The sequence below is a fragment of the Caballeronia sp. genome, from assembly GCF_028292365.1.
In the GTDB taxonomy this organism is placed as follows: domain Bacteria; phylum Pseudomonadota; class Gammaproteobacteria; order Burkholderiales; family Burkholderiaceae; genus Caballeronia.
Map to the genome: position 1 here is coordinate 1 of NZ_JAQGMM010000269.1, position 15888 is coordinate 15888.

A 15888-nucleotide genomic window follows, 5' to 3' on the forward strand; every position below is an offset into this window, starting at 1 on the left:
TCCGTTGCATGGCAGTCCTGCAAACCATCGCCCAACATCTCTCAAAGCGGCTTCCCGCACCGGTGATCTTCCCAATTTTGATTGCGCGTGAACAGTTCACTCAACGCTTCCGGTCAGATCGAGGCACAAACCCACAACCAGTAGAATACCCCCAGGAAAGCCGCCGACTGCGGATTGTCGCAAGTCAAGTCGAAACTTGCCGAACGCTGCTAGGTTCTTGTGGCAATCGCCGCGAACTACCGACGGCCGAAAGAATTGCCGCGTGACGGACGACGGCGAATGGGGACGCCTCGGCGGGGCGGAACGACAGAGCGGGATCGATTGCGCCGTTGGCGACTTCGGATCTTCCGCTTTCCAGGCGCTAACTGTCGCCGCGGGGGTGCCAATACCGGGTCAGTCCTTCGACGATGTCGACCTGCGCGACAAAGCCGAAGTCCCGTTGCGCGGCGTCGATGCATAGTGGACCGATCCGCCCTTCGCTGAATTGCTCGGCGGTATCGATCCGATATTTCACCCGTGCGTCGATCGCTGTGGCGAGCGCAGCGACGGCCGCTTCCGAAACGATCCGGCTCGTCGCAATGTTGTAGGCGAACCGCGGCAGCCATGGCGTGGCGAGCACAGCGATGATCGCGTCGACGCAATCGTCGACATAGATCAGCTGTCGCGGATTGGTCGACGCAGCGCTGACTACCGCCGGCTGGCCGGTAAGCATCGACGCGTATAACGCACCCACGACACACTCCGTGCGCCGGCCCGGACCATAGATCGACCCAAAGCGCAGTGCGACGACGTCGAGCGTCGAACAGGCACGATATGAGCGGGCGATCAATTCCGAGGCGATCTTGCTTGTGCCATAGGGATCGACCGCCAGCAATGCTGCGGATTCATCGATTGCCGCGATCGCCGGATGGTCGCCATAGACGGCAATCGACGACGCGTGAACGAAGCGCTGCACATGATGGCGAGACGCGCAGTCAAGCATATTCAACGTCCCAACTACGTTCACGCGGTGAACCAGTGCCGGATCGTCACGTGCGAGCATCGGCCCCGAAATGCCGCCGCAATGAACCACTGCCGTAATCTTCTCGTCTTCGAACAGTGCCTCGATCATTGCGCGATCGGTCAGGTCGGCAACCACCCGGCGATCGGCGTGCGGACCGCTCGAGTCGGACACCGCGAACGCGCGATCCAGCGCAACGACGCGCCCATACGCCGAGCGGAGCTGCTCGCAGACAAGCCGGCCGACAAAGCCGTTCGCACCTGTGACAAGCACGGTTTGGTAGTGTTGTGCATGGGGTAAATGGGCCCGGGAGCCGTTGCCGCCGCTCATCGCTACAAACCCCCTATATCGGTCGGCGCGAAGTTTTTGCGCCAGTGGTGCGCGATCTGCGCACCGGTGCAGAACCAGACGCCACGGTGCGCGCACGCGTGGCGCAGGAAATCGACCAGACCCTTGATGCGAGCCGGACGGCCGATCAGCCGGTCATGCAGACCGATCGACATCATCGTCGGTCGATAACCGGCCTCCGCATACAGCGTGTCGAAACAGTCCGTCATGTATTCGGCGAAATGCCGCGCGACGCTGAAGCCCGAATTTTCGTTAAAGCGATTGTCGTTCGTTTCGAACGAATACGGGATGATCAAATGCGGTTTCCCGGCGGCTACCGTCCAGTACGGTAGTTCGTCGTTGAGTTCATCGCGGTCGTACAGGATGCGTCCCGTCGCGGCGATCAGCTCGCGCGTATGGACGCTCGGCCGCCCGGTCATCCATCCGAGCGACGTCATGCCGAACTGCGACTCAAACCACCGAACGGCCGCATCAACGTGCTTGCGCTCCTCGTCCATGGGCATTACCTGGTAGTCCAGCCACCGGTATCCATGGCAAACCAGCTCGTGTCCGTCCCGCACGAATGCGCGGGACGCCTCCGGGTTGCGTTCCAGTGCGGCGACGACACCCAGGATGCTCGCCTTCACGCAAAAAGATCGCAAGACGCGCAGGATTCGCCACACGCCTGTGCGCGAGCCGTATTCGAATGCGGATTCGGCTAGCGGGCTACGCAATCCCGTATATGCGGGCATTCCGATATCGTTCAGCACGCCCTCTGACGTATCGTCGCCGTTGTCGAGTGAACGCTCGCCGCCGCCCTCGAAGTTGAGGTTCAGGTTAATCGCAATGCGTGCGCAGCCCGGCCATGAAGGATCGGGCGGCGTTTCGCCATAGCCGATGAAATTCCTCGTTCTGTTCATGCTTGCCCCTTTGCAGGTGTTGGCCCGATGGCCGTTCAGCAGCCAGGAATCAGCTCGCCGCCGGTCAGGTTGAGTACACCGCCGGTCATGTAACTTGATCGATGCGAAGCGAGAAAGCCAGCCATATGCGATACGTCAAGCGGATCGCCATGCCGGCCAAGCGGTATGCGCGCAAGCCGCTCGGCGCTGGTTTCCAGCAGATCGGTATGGATGCCGCCTGGCGCGATACAGTTGACGGTGATGTTCCATGGCGCCAGCTCGCGTGCCCACGACTTCGTCAGCCCGAGAATCGCAGCTTTTGTCGCGGCATAGACGCATGCGTTCTCCTGTCCGGTCAACGCCCAGTTCGACGACGTGTTGATGATCCGGCCTGCACGTCGCTGCTTCATTGCCGGCAATACTGCTTGCAATGCGACGACAAAGCTGTAGACGTTCACCCGGAACACGGTGTCGAGCTCGTCGACCGTCAGCGATTCGATCGGGCCGTTCGAAGCAATCCCGACATTGTTCACAAGGACATCAACCGGTCCGGCCTCGGCCGCTGCCGTTTCTATCTCCCGGCGAAACCGTGCCGAGTCCCGGACGTCGCATACGATGCCGAACGCACGGCCGCCTGCGTTGCGTATCGCGTCGACAGTCGTCTGGATCTTCGTGGCGTCGACGTCGTGAACAATCACCGACGCACCGAGCGTCGGCAAATACAGCGCATGCGAACGGCCGATCCCGGATCCGGCGCCCGTGATCAGCACCACTTGCCCCTCGAGTTCTCGATTATTCAATCGTTACCTCCTGACACAACGTAAAGGTCGCCGGCACGGAACGAACCGCCGTGCCGCCATGCTTATGCCGCCTTCTCTTCGCGGTCGACGATGGCTCGCAGAAAGCGCTGGGTCCGCTCGTCTGCGGATTGTCGATCACCTGCTGGGTGGGCCGTATTCGACGGATATTTCTGTGCAAGCTTGGCCGGTTCGCATGCACGATGCCAGCTATGCATCCGGCGACTGAGGCTTCAACGCCAGATACGGTTTCGACAGATGAGGCGTGAGCAGCGAATGCTCGACCATCGCATGAACACCCTTTTCTCCGTCAACCATCTGCGTAATCCGCAGGTCGCACGCCATGCTGCAGAATGCATAGGCAGACGCATGCGGCCAGCCAGTGGCTCTGCCGATTAGCTGAATCATTTCCCGCAATGCCTTGCGCGCGGCTTCGTCGAGGTCCTCGTCGAAACCCATCGTAATGACGTGCCGCTGAGTGATCGCGAACGGCAGGGATGCCTCGATTCCGCGATGGATAGTCAGACGGAAAACGCCAGTCAAAGACGTTTCGAGCGCGCTTAGATCAACCTCGCCGTCTCCTTGCACGGCGTGCCCGTCGCCGACGGAAAACAGGGCGCCGGGCACATGGACCGGAAAGTAGACGATCGCGCCTACACCCAATTCCTTGTTGTCGATATTCCCGCCGTGCTCGCGCGGTTCGATCGAGCTGATCGCGCCGTACGCCGGCGGCGGCGCGACCCCCATGATCCCGAAGAACGGCCGAAGCGGAATTCGCGGCCCGAACGGCAGCGTCGCCACGTTGCGCGACCGGTCAATCGGCACGTGCAGCAGTTGCGTGATCGGGAAGTCGTCGGGCAGGGTGCCGCGCAACGGGCGAATAGCGTTCCAGCCCCAGTCCTGCCGAAGTTCGATGTCGACTACCCGCACTTCCAGCAGATCGCCGGACTGTGCACCGTCTACGGCGATCGGACCGGTCACAATATGGGGCCCCAGTTTCGGCGTGCAATCACGATGAATCGCCTGATGCTCCGGCAGCATCTCAAACGGCAATCCGACCAGGTCGCGAGGCTGCCCATTGACTGTTTCGATCCGGACTTCGTCGCCGGATCGAATCGTCAGTACCGGCGCCAGCGCCGAATCAAAGAAACCCCAGTGCACCGTATCAGGCGACGACGTTAATACATGTGATTCGCTCACGCATGCTCCTGAAAGAAAATCCAACATTTAGCTCGCGCCAGACCACGCGGAAGCAATCTGGCGCGAGTAGTCCAAGCGCAAAAGCCCCGGCCACTACATAGCCAAAATTTCCCTCACCGCACTATCGATGAACTTGACATCGACAGCATTGGCCGCAGGGCCGCCCGCAAAATGCCCCCACACCGACTCGATAGGCCGCAACTGAGCATTAGGCATCTTCGAAACCTCATACTCGCTATCTTCCGGCGGAAAATACAGATCCGTGCGCCCGGGCATCACAATAGCCTTTGCAGTGATACTGCCCAACGCCCGATCGAAATCTCCCTTATAAAGCGGATTCGCGGAAATATCGCCGTACTGCCAGCTCCACATCATCGACAAAATATTGTTCGCGTCCTTCTTCAAGAAATCGCCCTCCCAGAACTGGGTAATGAAGTCCTCGAGCGACCCATATCCCATAGCTTCCATGTCGAGCCGTTGACGCAGAAACGCCTGCGAAAATCCCCACCCGGCAAACACACGCGCAGCAGCGCGCATTCCACGCGTCGGCGGTGCATCGTAGAAACCGTCCTTGAACTCGGGATCCAGCAGCAATGGCGCCTTAAGCCCCTCGATAAACACAAAGTTGTGCCGCGAGCATCGCGCCGCCCCGCAAAGCGGCAGAATGCGTTCGACCATGTCCGGATACATCGCAGCCCAATGGAACGCCTGCATCGCGCCCATGGACCAGCCAGTGACGAGCCTGAGCGACTCGATGCCGAACTTCTCGGTCACAAGGCGATGCTGCATCGCGACGTTGTCGTACAGCGTCACATGCGGAAAGCGGCCACGATCATAAGGCGCTGGATTGTTGTTCGGTGAACTCGATACGCCGTTGCCAAACATATTCGGCACGATGATGAAGTACTCCCGCGGATCGAGCCCCATGTGCTCGCCAATCAGCCACTCATTGTCGACATGGCTGCCGCTATAAAACGTCGGATAGACAATCGCATTGTCGCGCGCTGCATTCAGCCGGCCGTACGTCTTGTAGCTGAGCAGCATGTCAGGCAGCGTCGCGCCGGACTGCAGCACGACGCGGCCGAGATCGAAAGTTTCGAAGTCCGTCACTTGAGCCTCATATTTAATTTACGACGACGTTAAGGAATTTTCGGGTGCGCTCGTGGGTCGGGTTATCGATGACCTGTTCCGGCGTCCCTTGCTCGATCACTTCACCGCCATCCATGAAGATGACGCGGTCGGCGACATCGCGGGCAAAGCGGATCTCGTGCGTGACCACGATCATCGTCATGCCGGCATCGGCCAGCCCGCGCATCACGCCAAGCACTTCACCGACGAGTTCGGGATCGAGCGCAGAAGTGGGTTCGTCGAAGAGCATCAACTTGGGCTTGATTGCGAGCGCACGTGCAATCGCCACCCGCTGCTGCTGTCCGCCGGATAACCGATGCGGCAGAAAATCGGCATGCGCGGCCAGGCCCACGCTTTTCAGGAGCTCTCGGCCAAGCGCTTCCGCTTCGGCGCGAGGCACGGCATAGACCTGCCGCTGTGCTTCAACGATATTTTCCAGCGCACTCAAATGACTGAAGAGATTGAAATGCTGGAACACCATGCCTACGCGCGCTTCGGCACGGGCACGTGCGAGGTTGTGCAGGGGCCGCACCGTGCCGCCACCACCCGGTATTTCGCGATAACCCACATACTGCGAATCGACCTTGATTGTTCCCCAGTCAAGCGGTTCGAGATGGTTGATGAGCCTGAGCAGCGTGCTTTTGCCGGAACCGCTCGGGCCCAGAATCACGACCACTTCGCCATGCGCGATCGACAGGTCGACGCCGCGCAAAATCTCGCGCTTATCATACGATTTCCAGACGTTCCTACACGCGACAAACGGTTCATCGCGTTGTCGCGGCGTGCGACTTTCTGCAGGCAGCAGCGTACCGATCCATGCGTGATCGTTCGCGTCTGGCTCTTTGACGGTGACCGGTAAAGCAACCGGCGCGTCCACTGGTTTCACATCACGCGTCGATGCGCGCAGTCCGAACCACGAGAACGAGATCTTCCGGTCACGCTCGTGATCGAAGAGGCGTTCGAGCCATACCTGAAGCAACGAGATCGCGCTCGTCAGGAACAGATAAATCACCGCCGCCGCGCCGAACACGGTAAAGAACTTGAAGTTCTGCCCGACCACCTGTTGCGAGCGAAACGTCAGCTCGTTGACGAAGATCACCGATGCGATCGACGTCAGCTTCAACATGCCGATGGTGTCGTTGGCGAGACCCGGGATCACCGCGCGCATCGATTGCGGCAGGATGATGCGGCGTAACGTCAGCAACGGTCCCATGCCGAGCGCGGCGGCCGCGGTAGATTGCGAACGGTTCACCGACAAGATCCCGGCACGAAATAGTTCAGCGCTGAACGCCGCTTCGTTCAACGCAAAGCCGATAACCGCGGTCGTGATTTCATCGAAACGCAACCCGACCAGCGGCAGCGCGTCGAAGATGAACACGAGTTGCAGCAGTTGCGGCGTGCCGCGCACGAACCAGATATAACCCCACGCCGCTGAGTTCAAGACCTTGAACCGCGACAACCGCATCAATGCAAGACCAAGCCCAAGCACTAGTCCGACCGCCATCGCAATCAGCGTGATCTTCACCGCGATCCATGCGCCGCCGAGCAGGAACGGCGAGCCGACATAATCGGCCAACTCCCTGAAACCGTCGAGCACCTCAACGCCCGCGAGACCGGCAGCCCTGGCGGGGTGCCATACGAGCATGGCGAGCATGCCGATGGCACCGGCAATTTTATGTTTGATACGCAATCCATTCATTTCCGAACCCGATCCATGACGCTACCGGCACACCGGGCGGTGTGCCGCGCAGGCAGCCTTCATTGAGTAAGCAGCGTGGTCGGGGTTTCCAGCGAAGGATCGACTCCGTACTGTTGGAAGGTCTTCTTTTGCGTCTGGTTGGTCTGCATGATCTTGAGTCCATCGGATACGGCGGCGATCATATCGGTGTTACCTTTTTTCACGCCCACGCCGATCTTCATGCCGCTCGTTATCATGAAGCCGCGCATGTAAAGCTGCGGGTTCTGCTTTGCGAGACCATCGACGAGCGCGAGGTCGTACATCATGACGTCGGCGCGATGGCTTGCAACAAGGCGCGCGCCAGACGCGATATCGGCGGACGTCATGATGGTCACATCGGGCTTGCCTTCGGCCTTGCACTTGGCGGCTTGCGCTTGCGCCATCGTCAGTTCGACGGTGCCGATGCCTGCCGTGACCGTGAGGCCGCAGAGCTTGGAGATGTCATCGATCTTCTTGGGGTTGCCGGCTGTCACCAGACCGCCCGTGCCGGCCTGCATATACGTGAGGAAGCTCGTCTCCTTCGCCCGTTCCGGCGTGTAGTACAGCAGGTCCCACATCACATCGATCTGTCCGGCACGCAATGCGGGCAGCAAGCCCGGCCAGCCGGCGGTGAAGAATTCCGTCTTCACGCCCGCGCAGTCGAACACGGCACGGGCCATGTCGGCATCGGCGCCGATGATCTTGTTGAAGTCCTTGCTGTCACGAAACGCATAGGGCGGGGACTCCGGGTCCACGCCGATCCTGATGGTCTTGCCCGCAAGCGATGGATATTTCTGCGCTACCTTGGACGGTTCGCACGATTGCGCCGACGCGCCTTGTGCGAGGAGGAGGCCGGCGACTAAGCATAGCAACAGCTTGACTGTCTTTGACATGAACATGGCGAATCCTAATCAGGTTGAACGATATAAAAACGAAAGAGCCGGTACAGGGAAACGGGAATGAAGTGAGCTAACGGCCGAGCAAGTCCATGTGGCTTGCAATCGAGCCCGGCGTGGTAATGCAGATGCGGCCTTCGTCGCGTGCGCGGGCAATATGTTCAAGCACCCGCCGCAAGTGGCACAAACGATGCGGCTGTCCCATCAGGTACGCATGCAACGCAATGCCCATCACCAGCGGCTGACACGCGGATTGCCGCAACATTTCGTCGAAGTGATCGATCACCAGATCGGCGAACGACTTCGCGTCCATCTGGCGCGCAAGTATCATCGGGATATCGTTGACTTCTTCCGGATACGGAATCGACCACAGCGGCTGACCGTTGCGCGTATGCATGCGCGTGGGCTGGTCGTCGTGACACCAGTTGAGCGTGTACTGGTAACCAGCTTCGGCTACCAGATCGCTGGTGACACGACTCTCCGAGAGCCACGGCGATAACCAGCCCGCGGGCTGCTGTGCGCTCTCCGCCGCAATCCGCTCGCGGCATGCCACGATCAGCGCGCGCTCGTCGTCTTCAGTGAGTGTTCCTTGCCGCTGCGAATTCGTATGGCCGTGCGCGACCAGTTCGTCGCCGCGCTGAGCGAACGCGGCGACCAGCTCTGGGCAGTGATCGTAGAGCGCAGTATTGATGATGGCCGCGGTCGGCAGCGCGAGTTCATCGAAGAGATCGAGACAGCGCCACGCGCCCACGCGCAATGCATACTCGCGCCACGCGTGATTCAGCACATCGGGCTCGGGCATCACCCGACCGATCGTCGGCCCCAGTCCTTCGCCGAACGCAAAGTGCTCGATGTTGAACCCGATGTAGACCGCGAGCCGCGAACCGTCAGGCCAGCGATAAACAGGGCGGCCGTTGATCGGCGAATATTGAAAGCGCCTGTGGCCGGGCAGCGCGCGATGTGCGGGGGAATTCATGGTTCAGTGAGTCCTGTCGAGCGGCGCGTACGCCTGTGTTCACGTCAGGAGTCATGGTAGGGACGCAAAAATAGCCGGATCGCGCTTGCTGCGAACAAACTCTTGTCCGCAGGCGCATCGACGGTCGTAATTCGCGGCTTCACGCGGTGAAGAGCGCCTTGCGGATGATCGCGTGCACCCCCCAGTTGCCGTCCACGACCTGCGTCACGCCGAAGTCGACCGCGACCGAGATCAGCGAGATCGCTTCATCTTCGGATAGACCCTTGGTCGTCATCAGGAAGCGCCGCGTTTTGATAAACGCATCGCGCATCGCGAGATCGAGCGTCGATTTTTCATACACGGCGCTTTGCGCGCTCGTGCCGAACTCGGCCAGATAGTTTGGATAACTGAAGCCCTGAAGAACCCATTCCTCGGCGGTTTCGACCAGCGGGTAGGTGAGATCCGCAAACGGCTGGCCGCTGAGCGTTTCTTTCTTATGAATCACCAGTTGGAAGTCGCCGGTGAGCGAACACTCGATCGCGGTGCCGCACAATTCAGAGTCGCCTTGCGACGCATGCGGGTCGCCAATGGAGAGCAGTGCGCCGGCCACCCCGACCGGCAGGAACACGCTCGCGCCGCGCGTTACGCGCCAATTGTCGAGATTGCCGCCGAAGGTGGATGGCGGGATCGAATCGATCAGACCGTCCTGCTGCGGCGCGACGGTGACCACTCCGAAGTGCGGACGCACCGGGATTTTGACGTTCTTCAGGATGTCGTGATTCTCGACCACGGTCGAATGATCGACTGGCACGCCGGGATAATCGATCGTCGGATGCATCACGCCGAAGGGGTCCCGCTGAGGTGTCCAGCGGAAATTATAGACGGCGCGCGCGCAGGCGGTTTCGCCCGCGGTGGCGTCGGCGTCGAGTTCATAGATGGTCACGACCTCGCGCGGTTTCGGCTCGGTCAATAACTCGCGATAGTGAAAGCCCCACCACGCAGCGGCATTGCTGCCGAACGCGCGTCCGGCGAATTTCGGATTGGCGCAAGCGCGCGGGTGAATATCGACGATACGCACTTCCAGCACGTCGCCGGGTTCCGCGCCGTGTACAGCAATCGGTCCGGTGCAGATATGCACGCCGAAGCCTTCTCCCGCACCACGTCCGTAGATGGACGCGTCCATGGGGCCCGCGCCGCGGCGGTTGACGTTCTTGCGCTCGGCCGTCCAATGGAACACGCTCTCGGCGCCAGGATCGCCTTGCACCATGCGCTCCCAGTCATCCGCCGCGTGTTGTGTAAGCGTTTCGATAGTCACCGTGTCGCCGCTATTCACTTCGAGCACGGGCTTCAGGTCATGACTGAAGTAACCCCAGTGAACCGTGTTGGCCGTTGCACGCAACAGATGATGACGCGGCTTGCCGGAATCGCGCGGCGGCGGTTGTGACAAGGGCGCTTCAGGCTGCCCGGCAGGATCGATCTCGTCCGTCATTTCATGAATCGCGCCCTGCTCGGCGAGCTGCGCATGCACGAGCAAACTCCCGGCATTGACAGGCAAGCCGCGCGAGATCCGCCGCACGAGATGGCGCGCCAGTTCGAGGCCTGCTTCATGCCGGAAGGTGCGCGGCGACGCGCCATATTGCTCGCGGAACGCACGGCTGAAATACGCGGGATCGTTGAAACCCCAGCGGAAGCAGACATCGGCGATCGAAACCCTTTCGTATAACGGATTAACCAGCTCCGCGCGGCAGCGTTCCAGCCTGCGCGAGCGCAAGTAGGTCGAGAAATTCTGTCCAACCGCTTCAAACAGCTTCTGCAGATAACGCGGCGAGACGCGCTCTTCCTTCGCTATCGATGTCAGCCCGAGATCGGGGTCAGCGAGATTGGCTTCGATGGTTCGACATACGCGCGAAAAGATCGCCGCCTGAGACGGCGTGAGGCCGCTGAAGCTGCCTTCCTTGTCGTGACCGGCGAGACTCGCGACCAGAAACTCCGCAAGCGCAAGTTCGAGGGGGCGCAACTCGTCCAGTGACAGCGTCTCCACGCTTTCGGCAATCGAGCGCAGAAAGCCGGAGAACACATGACCGATACCGGCGTCTCCCGGCAAACGCCCGGCACGCAGTGAGAACGGTGTAAGGAGGCGTGCGTTGATGGCAGCGCGGGGCACGCGGATCACAAACGCACGGAAGTCGGACGTGAACGCCAGGTGCGCTTCCTCGCGCGACGACGCATAGACAATATCGCCAGTCGCAACCCGCACGCGCACGCCGTCGGCGACAAGCGTCACGTCGCCGTCGAGATGCAGCACGATCACGAGACTGTCGGCGCCATCGACCCTGAGCTCGATGGTTTGCATAAACGCGGCCAGCGCGATCAGCTCGAAGCCGTTGCTGGACTTGTGCGACTTGATGGTTCCATGCAAATGGCGCGCGGCTGTCTGAGAGGGGCCGCAGCGCAGGCCGAGCCGGGCGAGCGCTTCGTTCCATGCGCGCATGCGATCGACTTCGGCATACGACTCGGTGGTAAAACGCAGTAATTCCAACCCAGGCTCCCGGACCCTGACGAACGTCAGTCGAGTAAGTCAAAGGCAATGTCCGTGCCATTGATAACAACGCCGTCAGCGCCGCCGTGCTGCGCTACAACGGTGCCTGGACGCACCGCTATAGCGCGCGCACACTCATCTCACACGCGAGGCTTTTTCCTCGGAGGAAAGATGCTGCGGGGGATCTTGCAGTGAATGCCCTGACGGCCATCCACGACTTGAGTCACGGAGAAATCCGCGGCGACGCTCATTAGCGAATACGCGTCGTCGCGCGACAGGCCTTGCTGCTCGGTAAGCAACAACAACATATCGCGTGAAGCATTTTTCGTCGCGATGTCGAGGTCTTCATCGAAGCCATGGACGATCCAGTAGTCTGGCGTTTCCAGCAACGGCGAGGGAAATGCGAAGTCGCGCCGCAGTACGATCTGGAACATCACATTGAGTGACGCCTCGATCGCGGTGCCGCTGATCTCGCCATCGCCTTGCGATACATGCGGGTCACCGATCGAGAACAGCCCGCCGTCCACGGCGACCGGGTAATACATGGTCGAGCCCGCGCCGATGCGCCAGTTATCGATATTGCCACCATGCGCGCCCGGCGGAACGGTGCTCACGCGGCCCGCCACATCAGGCGCGACGCCGGCTGTACCCAGATGCGGACGCACCGGCACGCGAATGCCTTCGAGAGCGAGTTCGCGGCAGCAGTCGCGAATCTCCGAGCGCTTGCCCGGCACGAGATACTTGCCGGGATAGTCATACGCATACAGCGCGTGAGCCGTGTTCGATGCCTGATCGAGTTCGTAGATAGTGACGCGTTCCTTCTCGAAATCGGAGAACAAATGACCCCAGTGCGCCGCGAGATTCGAGCCGTAGTTGAAGCGCGGAATCATTTGCAGGTAACGCACCTCAAGCAGGTCGCCGGGTTTCGCGTCCTTCACAAAGATCGGTCCCGTCATCAGATGCACGCCGGGCTGGCGATCGGATTCGGGAATCGTCTCGTAGAGCGCGCGCACCTGGTCATCCATCATGAGCTCCGGGGCGTCGCCTGCGTGATGCGTTATTGCTTCGGCGCGAACGAAGTCGCCGCTCTCGACAATCAGCGCGGGCGCTAGCGCCGCGTCGAAATATCCCCAATGAACATTTTTTCGGATGGCAGGCAGGTCGTGAAGCATGCTTTCTAAAGCTCCGTAAGAGTGTGCGATCGGCAACGCGACCGAAGACAGATCGTACGAGCGACAGAATAGAAGCAGTTGGGTGACTGCGTACAAAAGCTTGTACGTGGGCGAATTGGGTCGCAGCGTCACCCCGCTCGGCGAGGGTCTCGAGATGTCGGGGCTTAAGCGCAGCCAGTCAATTTCCCCGCGCACCACAAGACAGGCTTTCGTTCGCGTTTCAGTCGGCCTCTCCGACGGTAGGAAGACGAGTGGCCGGCATTTGCGAACGTCAGATTTGCGTCGTCGCGCGGACGCTCGCTACTGCGGCTCGACAGTCCGTTCGGGGTCGACTTCTGCCCGACGCGGACCGATCAATGGCGGTGCACCTCACCGGTTCAACGTCGGACCGGGTGCCATCTCCGGTCGTCCGGTTGATTGAAAGCGCGGTCGCTGCAATGGCTCATTTGCTTCCAATATCGGCCAATCGTCTTTACTGATTCTTGTGCGCTACAGTTCAATGCGCATCCATCCGGCTATCAGCGAGCTGGTCCCGACGCTGCTCGACGGTCTTGTGCGTGTGAAGTGAACGTTGACGTGAGGTCGAGCCATGCAACTTCAATCGGGTAACCTGTTCAGCTTCGAAGCGAAGCGCGGCCGCGAAGAGCGCATCGACATGCTCATCACGGGGCAGCGCCTGAACGTGGAGCGGATCGTGTCCATGGGGCACGCGAGTCCCGAAGGGTTCTGGTATGACGACTCGCGCGCCGAATGGGTTGTACTGCTGTCGGGCGCGGCCGTGCTCGAGTTCGAAGAGGACTCGACGCTGCACGACATGGGTCCCGGCGACTACGTGCTGATCGAGCCGCATTGCCGGCATCGCGTTGCGTGGACGCATGCCGAGGAGCAGACCGTCTGGCTTACGATCTACCACGAATGCTGAATCGAGCGCCGATTCATGCGCAGCATTTGACCATCGTCGAGAGATCGGACAGCCGAGGTGTTGTCCAGTGCCGCAGTTAGTGAAAACTGGCTCTCTGATTTCGCTCTGCTTGCAAACTGCGGTGTCACGGTTGAGACCTACGCGCGAGGACGTTAGCTTGACCGTATCAAGGTGACCAATAAGGGCATCAATGAAAGCGCGGACCTTTCCTGACCTGCTGCGGCGTGTCGGATAGAGCGCGTGAAGCTCGATGGGTTCGCGTCTCAATGCGGTAAGTACCCGCACTAACGTGCCTGCCTGCGACTTCCACATACTCAGTTCGACCCAACTGATTGACTATTGTTGTTAGATTCATCGCCAGCTTCAGCTTTAAAGTTCGGAGGCCCGCGCCAGTGCAAGCGTGTCGATGTACTCCCGAATGTTCGTCACTTTGCCATTTCGAACGGTAATGGCGAAGTTCGTCACTTTGCCATTTCGAACGGTAATGGCGAAGACCCAATCGTCCTCGAACGTCCTGTTCGTGGCTTTGACTCTGCCCGTGGCGAAGCCGACGACCAGAACCCGGTCGCCCTGCGCTACGAATTCGGGGGGCTCTGGGTATGACGTTTCCACCATTTCGGAAGCCTTCTGAAGCAAATCGGCCAGTCCCGCGTGTCTGCGGTGGATGCCGGCCAGCGGCCACTCGCCCGGAATGATCCACTCAATGTCTTCGGCAGAAATCGCCAGCAGACCTTGCTTATCGCCGCGGCCCATTGCTGCAAAAAAATCCTTCACAATCTGGACATTCTCTTGCGTGCTCATCGAAATTTCTCCATTTCGGTTACATCGGAATATGGCCGAAAAGCCGCCGTCGACAAACAACTCCACCGGAATGGGTTGATGAGAACGACGTGAGGGACGTGTTGCTCCCAGTGGTCGCGTACAGGAACGGCAAGCGCAACGCCTCCCCGAGCTGGAAGGCGTCAAGCAGACCCATAAGCGAGCGCACGCCAGATGATCGGAGCGCGGCTTACGGCTGGCGTCGCCCTCGCTTCAATCAAACTGTGGCCGCCGTCTGTCCACGAGGGTCCACGACGGTCCACGAGGCAGGATCGCAGCAAAATTTGCGATCACGATTCGTCAGTCGAACTTGATCAAGTCCTTAAAGATCAGTTGTCCCCAGCTATTTCCGCGCGCCTGCACGAGCAGTCCACCTTCGGAAAGCGCGCCAAGTTTGATCGGCGAGAAACCGAGATTTTCCGCAAGCGCACCAATCTCCGCTGCAGCGGTGTCGTCGTCGCTCGCCAGGAACACGACTCTCCTGCCACCATGTACGGCCGGATCCTGGTCAAGGACGGCAGCGCCCAAATGGTTGAAGCCCCTAACCAGTCTTGCACCAGTGAAGGCCTGCGCGACGACCTTGGAGGAAGGCTGTCCTCCCAGTTCCTCAGGGGACACGCCGTAGGCATTGGTCACATCGACGATGGTCTTTCCCTTCCAGGTCGGCAGCGCCTTCGCGACATCCCGGTGCGACTCGTAACGGACAGCCAAAAAGACGATGTCCGCCCTGACGGCATCCGCTAGTTTTTTGGGAATGATCTCGGGTCCGATCGCGGCCGCAGCGGATGCAAAGCTTTCCGGGTCGCGAGTGGTTGCAACGGATACTTCGATGCCGCTTCGGGCAAACGCCTTGGCAAGAGCCTGGCCGATCTTGCCGAAGCCGATAATTGCGTAGCTCATATGTTCTCCTTAGGTTTGCCACGCCCTACGGGCTCCGAATATCGAATGGAGCGCCGTAGGGCATAGCGTCAGAGTTGCGCAAGGCCGCCGTCGACGGCGACCTCGCTGGCGGTCATGAAGCTGCTGTCCGACGACGCGAGAAAGGCAGCCACGGCCCCGATCTCCGCGGGATCGGCCATGCGCTGGAGCGGAGTCATCGAGGCGAAAACCTTTTGGCCCTCCTCGCCGAGCGCTTCCTTCGCGAGGTCGGTCGCCGTCGCGCCGGGCGACAGCACGTTGACCCGGATGCCGGTGCCCTTCAGGTCCTCCGCCCAGGTCCGCGCGAGGTTGCGCACTGCCGCCTTGCTCGCGCTGTAGGCGCTCATTCCAGGGGCGCCCGTGGTGCCGGCGCTCGATCCGGTCAGGATGATCGAACCGCCCTCGCTCATCAGCGGCAGCGCCTTCTGGACCGTGAAGATCGTACCCTTCACATTGGTGTCGAAGTGTTCGTCAATGTGCTCGGCGGTGATCTTGCCGAGCACAAGCTGGCTTCCCGCCCCGGCATTGGCGAAGACGATGTCGAGGGTTCCGCGCTCGGCCTTCACCGCCGCGTAGAGTCGGTCGAGGTCGGCCTCATC

The 15888-nt window shown here is 60.4% G+C and carries 14 protein-coding genes; 1 reads left to right on the forward strand and 13 read right to left on the reverse strand.

All coding sequences use genetic code 11. The features are described from left to right. Nucleotides 1-361 precede the first annotated feature (361 nt). The 10 genes from JWR14_RS16980 to JWR14_RS17025 form a co-directional block, all read right to left on the reverse strand. The gene (locus tag JWR14_RS16980) at nucleotides 362-1330 is read right to left on the reverse strand and encodes an NAD(P)-dependent oxidoreductase (RefSeq protein ID WP_299708878.1); all 969 of its coding nucleotides are present in this window, start codon (nucleotides 1328-1330) and stop codon (nucleotides 362-364) included. A gap of 2 nt (nucleotides 1331-1332) precedes the next feature. Beyond that, complete coding sequence (locus JWR14_RS16985) at nucleotides 1333-2247, reverse strand: polysaccharide deacetylase family protein (RefSeq protein ID WP_299708881.1); 915 nt, start codon at nucleotides 2245-2247, stop codon at nucleotides 1333-1335. Between the two features lie 35 nt (nucleotides 2248-2282). After that, a complete protein-coding gene (locus JWR14_RS16990; protein WP_299708884.1) occupies nucleotides 2283-3026 on the reverse strand; it encodes an SDR family NAD(P)-dependent oxidoreductase in 744 nt (247 codons plus the stop codon). 207 nt (nucleotides 3027-3233) lie between these two features. Then, nucleotides 3234-4223 carry an acetamidase/formamidase family protein gene (locus JWR14_RS16995; protein WP_299708887.1) on the reverse strand — a complete coding sequence of 330 codons (990 nt, stop codon included), beginning with the start codon at nucleotides 4221-4223 and terminating at the stop codon, nucleotides 3234-3236. Nucleotides 4224-4316: 93 nt separating this feature from the next. Then, on the reverse strand, nucleotides 4317-5333 hold the full coding sequence (locus JWR14_RS17000) for an alpha/beta fold hydrolase (protein WP_299708890.1): 1017 nt from the start codon (nucleotides 5331-5333) through the stop codon (nucleotides 4317-4319). 13 nt (nucleotides 5334-5346) lie between these two features. Continuing rightward, nucleotides 5347-7050, reverse strand: coding sequence for an amino acid ABC transporter permease/ATP-binding protein (locus JWR14_RS17005; protein WP_299708893.1), 1704 nt, complete (start codon nucleotides 7048-7050; stop codon nucleotides 5347-5349). A 59-nt stretch (nucleotides 7051-7109) separates the two neighbouring features. Then, the gene (locus tag JWR14_RS17010) at nucleotides 7110-7961 is read right to left on the reverse strand and encodes an ABC transporter substrate-binding protein (protein WP_255631785.1); all 852 of its coding nucleotides are present in this window, start codon (nucleotides 7959-7961) and stop codon (nucleotides 7110-7112) included. A 76-nt stretch (nucleotides 7962-8037) separates the two neighbouring features. After that, on the reverse strand, nucleotides 8038-8940 hold the full coding sequence (locus JWR14_RS17015; protein ID WP_299708901.1) for a polysaccharide deacetylase family protein: 903 nt from the start codon (nucleotides 8938-8940) through the stop codon (nucleotides 8038-8040). Between the two features lie 139 nt (nucleotides 8941-9079). Continuing rightward, nucleotides 9080-11458, reverse strand: a complete 2379-nt coding sequence (locus tag JWR14_RS17020) for an acetamidase/formamidase family protein (protein ID WP_299708904.1) — start codon at nucleotides 11456-11458, stop codon at nucleotides 9080-9082. A 140-nt stretch (nucleotides 11459-11598) separates the two neighbouring features. Continuing rightward, nucleotides 11599-12630 (reverse strand): acetamidase/formamidase family protein, encoded by a 1032-nt coding sequence (locus JWR14_RS17025; RefSeq protein WP_213768612.1) that lies wholly within the window; start codon nucleotides 12628-12630, stop codon nucleotides 11599-11601. 589 nt (nucleotides 12631-13219) lie between these two features. Between JWR14_RS17025 and JWR14_RS17030 the strand changes: the two genes are divergently transcribed. Then, complete coding sequence (locus JWR14_RS17030; protein WP_299708911.1) at nucleotides 13220-13552, forward strand: cupin domain-containing protein; 333 nt, start codon at nucleotides 13220-13222, stop codon at nucleotides 13550-13552. 369 nt (nucleotides 13553-13921) lie between these two features. Here the strand turns inward: JWR14_RS17030 and JWR14_RS17035 are convergent, their stop codons facing one another. The 3 genes from JWR14_RS17035 to JWR14_RS17045 form a co-directional block, all read right to left on the reverse strand. Continuing rightward, a complete protein-coding gene (locus tag JWR14_RS17035; RefSeq protein ID WP_299708914.1) occupies nucleotides 13922-14353 on the reverse strand; it encodes a nuclear transport factor 2 family protein in 432 nt (143 codons plus the stop codon). A gap of 318 nt (nucleotides 14354-14671) precedes the next feature. After that, entirely contained in the window at nucleotides 14672-15271 is a 600-nt protein-coding gene (locus JWR14_RS17040; protein WP_299708917.1) for an NADPH-dependent F420 reductase, read from the reverse strand. A gap of 68 nt (nucleotides 15272-15339) precedes the next feature. After that, the coding region (locus JWR14_RS17045) for an SDR family oxidoreductase (protein WP_299708920.1) at nucleotides 15340-15888 on the reverse strand (549 nt) is incomplete at its 5' end.

What these genes read in the sequence shown, in the direction of transcription:
- JWR14_RS16980 (WP_299708878.1), bottom strand. Translation starts at nt 1,330, where the DNA reads ATGAGCGGCGGCAACGGCTCCCGGGCCCATTTACCCCATGCACAACAC.
- JWR14_RS16985 (WP_299708881.1), bottom strand. Translation starts at nt 2,247, where the DNA reads ATGAACAGAACGAGGAATTTCATCGGCTATGGCGAAACGCCGCCCGAT.
- JWR14_RS17005 (WP_299708893.1), bottom strand. Translation starts at nt 7,050, where the DNA reads ATGAATGGATTGCGTATCAAACATAAAATTGCCGGTGCCATCGGCATG.
- JWR14_RS17010 (WP_255631785.1), bottom strand. Translation starts at nt 7,961, where the DNA reads ATGTCAAAGACAGTCAAGCTGTTGCTATGCTTAGTCGCCGGCCTCCTC.
- JWR14_RS17015 (WP_299708901.1), bottom strand. Translation starts at nt 8,940, where the DNA reads ATGAATTCCCCCGCACATCGCGCGCTGCCCGGCCACAGGCGCTTTCAA.
- JWR14_RS17025 (WP_213768612.1), bottom strand. Translation starts at nt 12,630, where the DNA reads ATGCTTCACGACCTGCCTGCCATCCGAAAAAATGTTCATTGGGGATAT.
- JWR14_RS17030 (WP_299708911.1), top strand. Translation starts at nt 13,220, where the DNA reads ATGCAACTTCAATCGGGTAACCTGTTCAGCTTCGAAGCGAAGCGCGGC.
- JWR14_RS17035 (WP_299708914.1), bottom strand. Translation starts at nt 14,353, where the DNA reads ATGAGCACGCAAGAGAATGTCCAGATTGTGAAGGATTTTTTTGCAGCA.
- JWR14_RS17040 (WP_299708917.1), bottom strand. Translation starts at nt 15,271, where the DNA reads ATGAGCTACGCAATTATCGGCTTCGGCAAGATCGGCCAGGCTCTTGCC.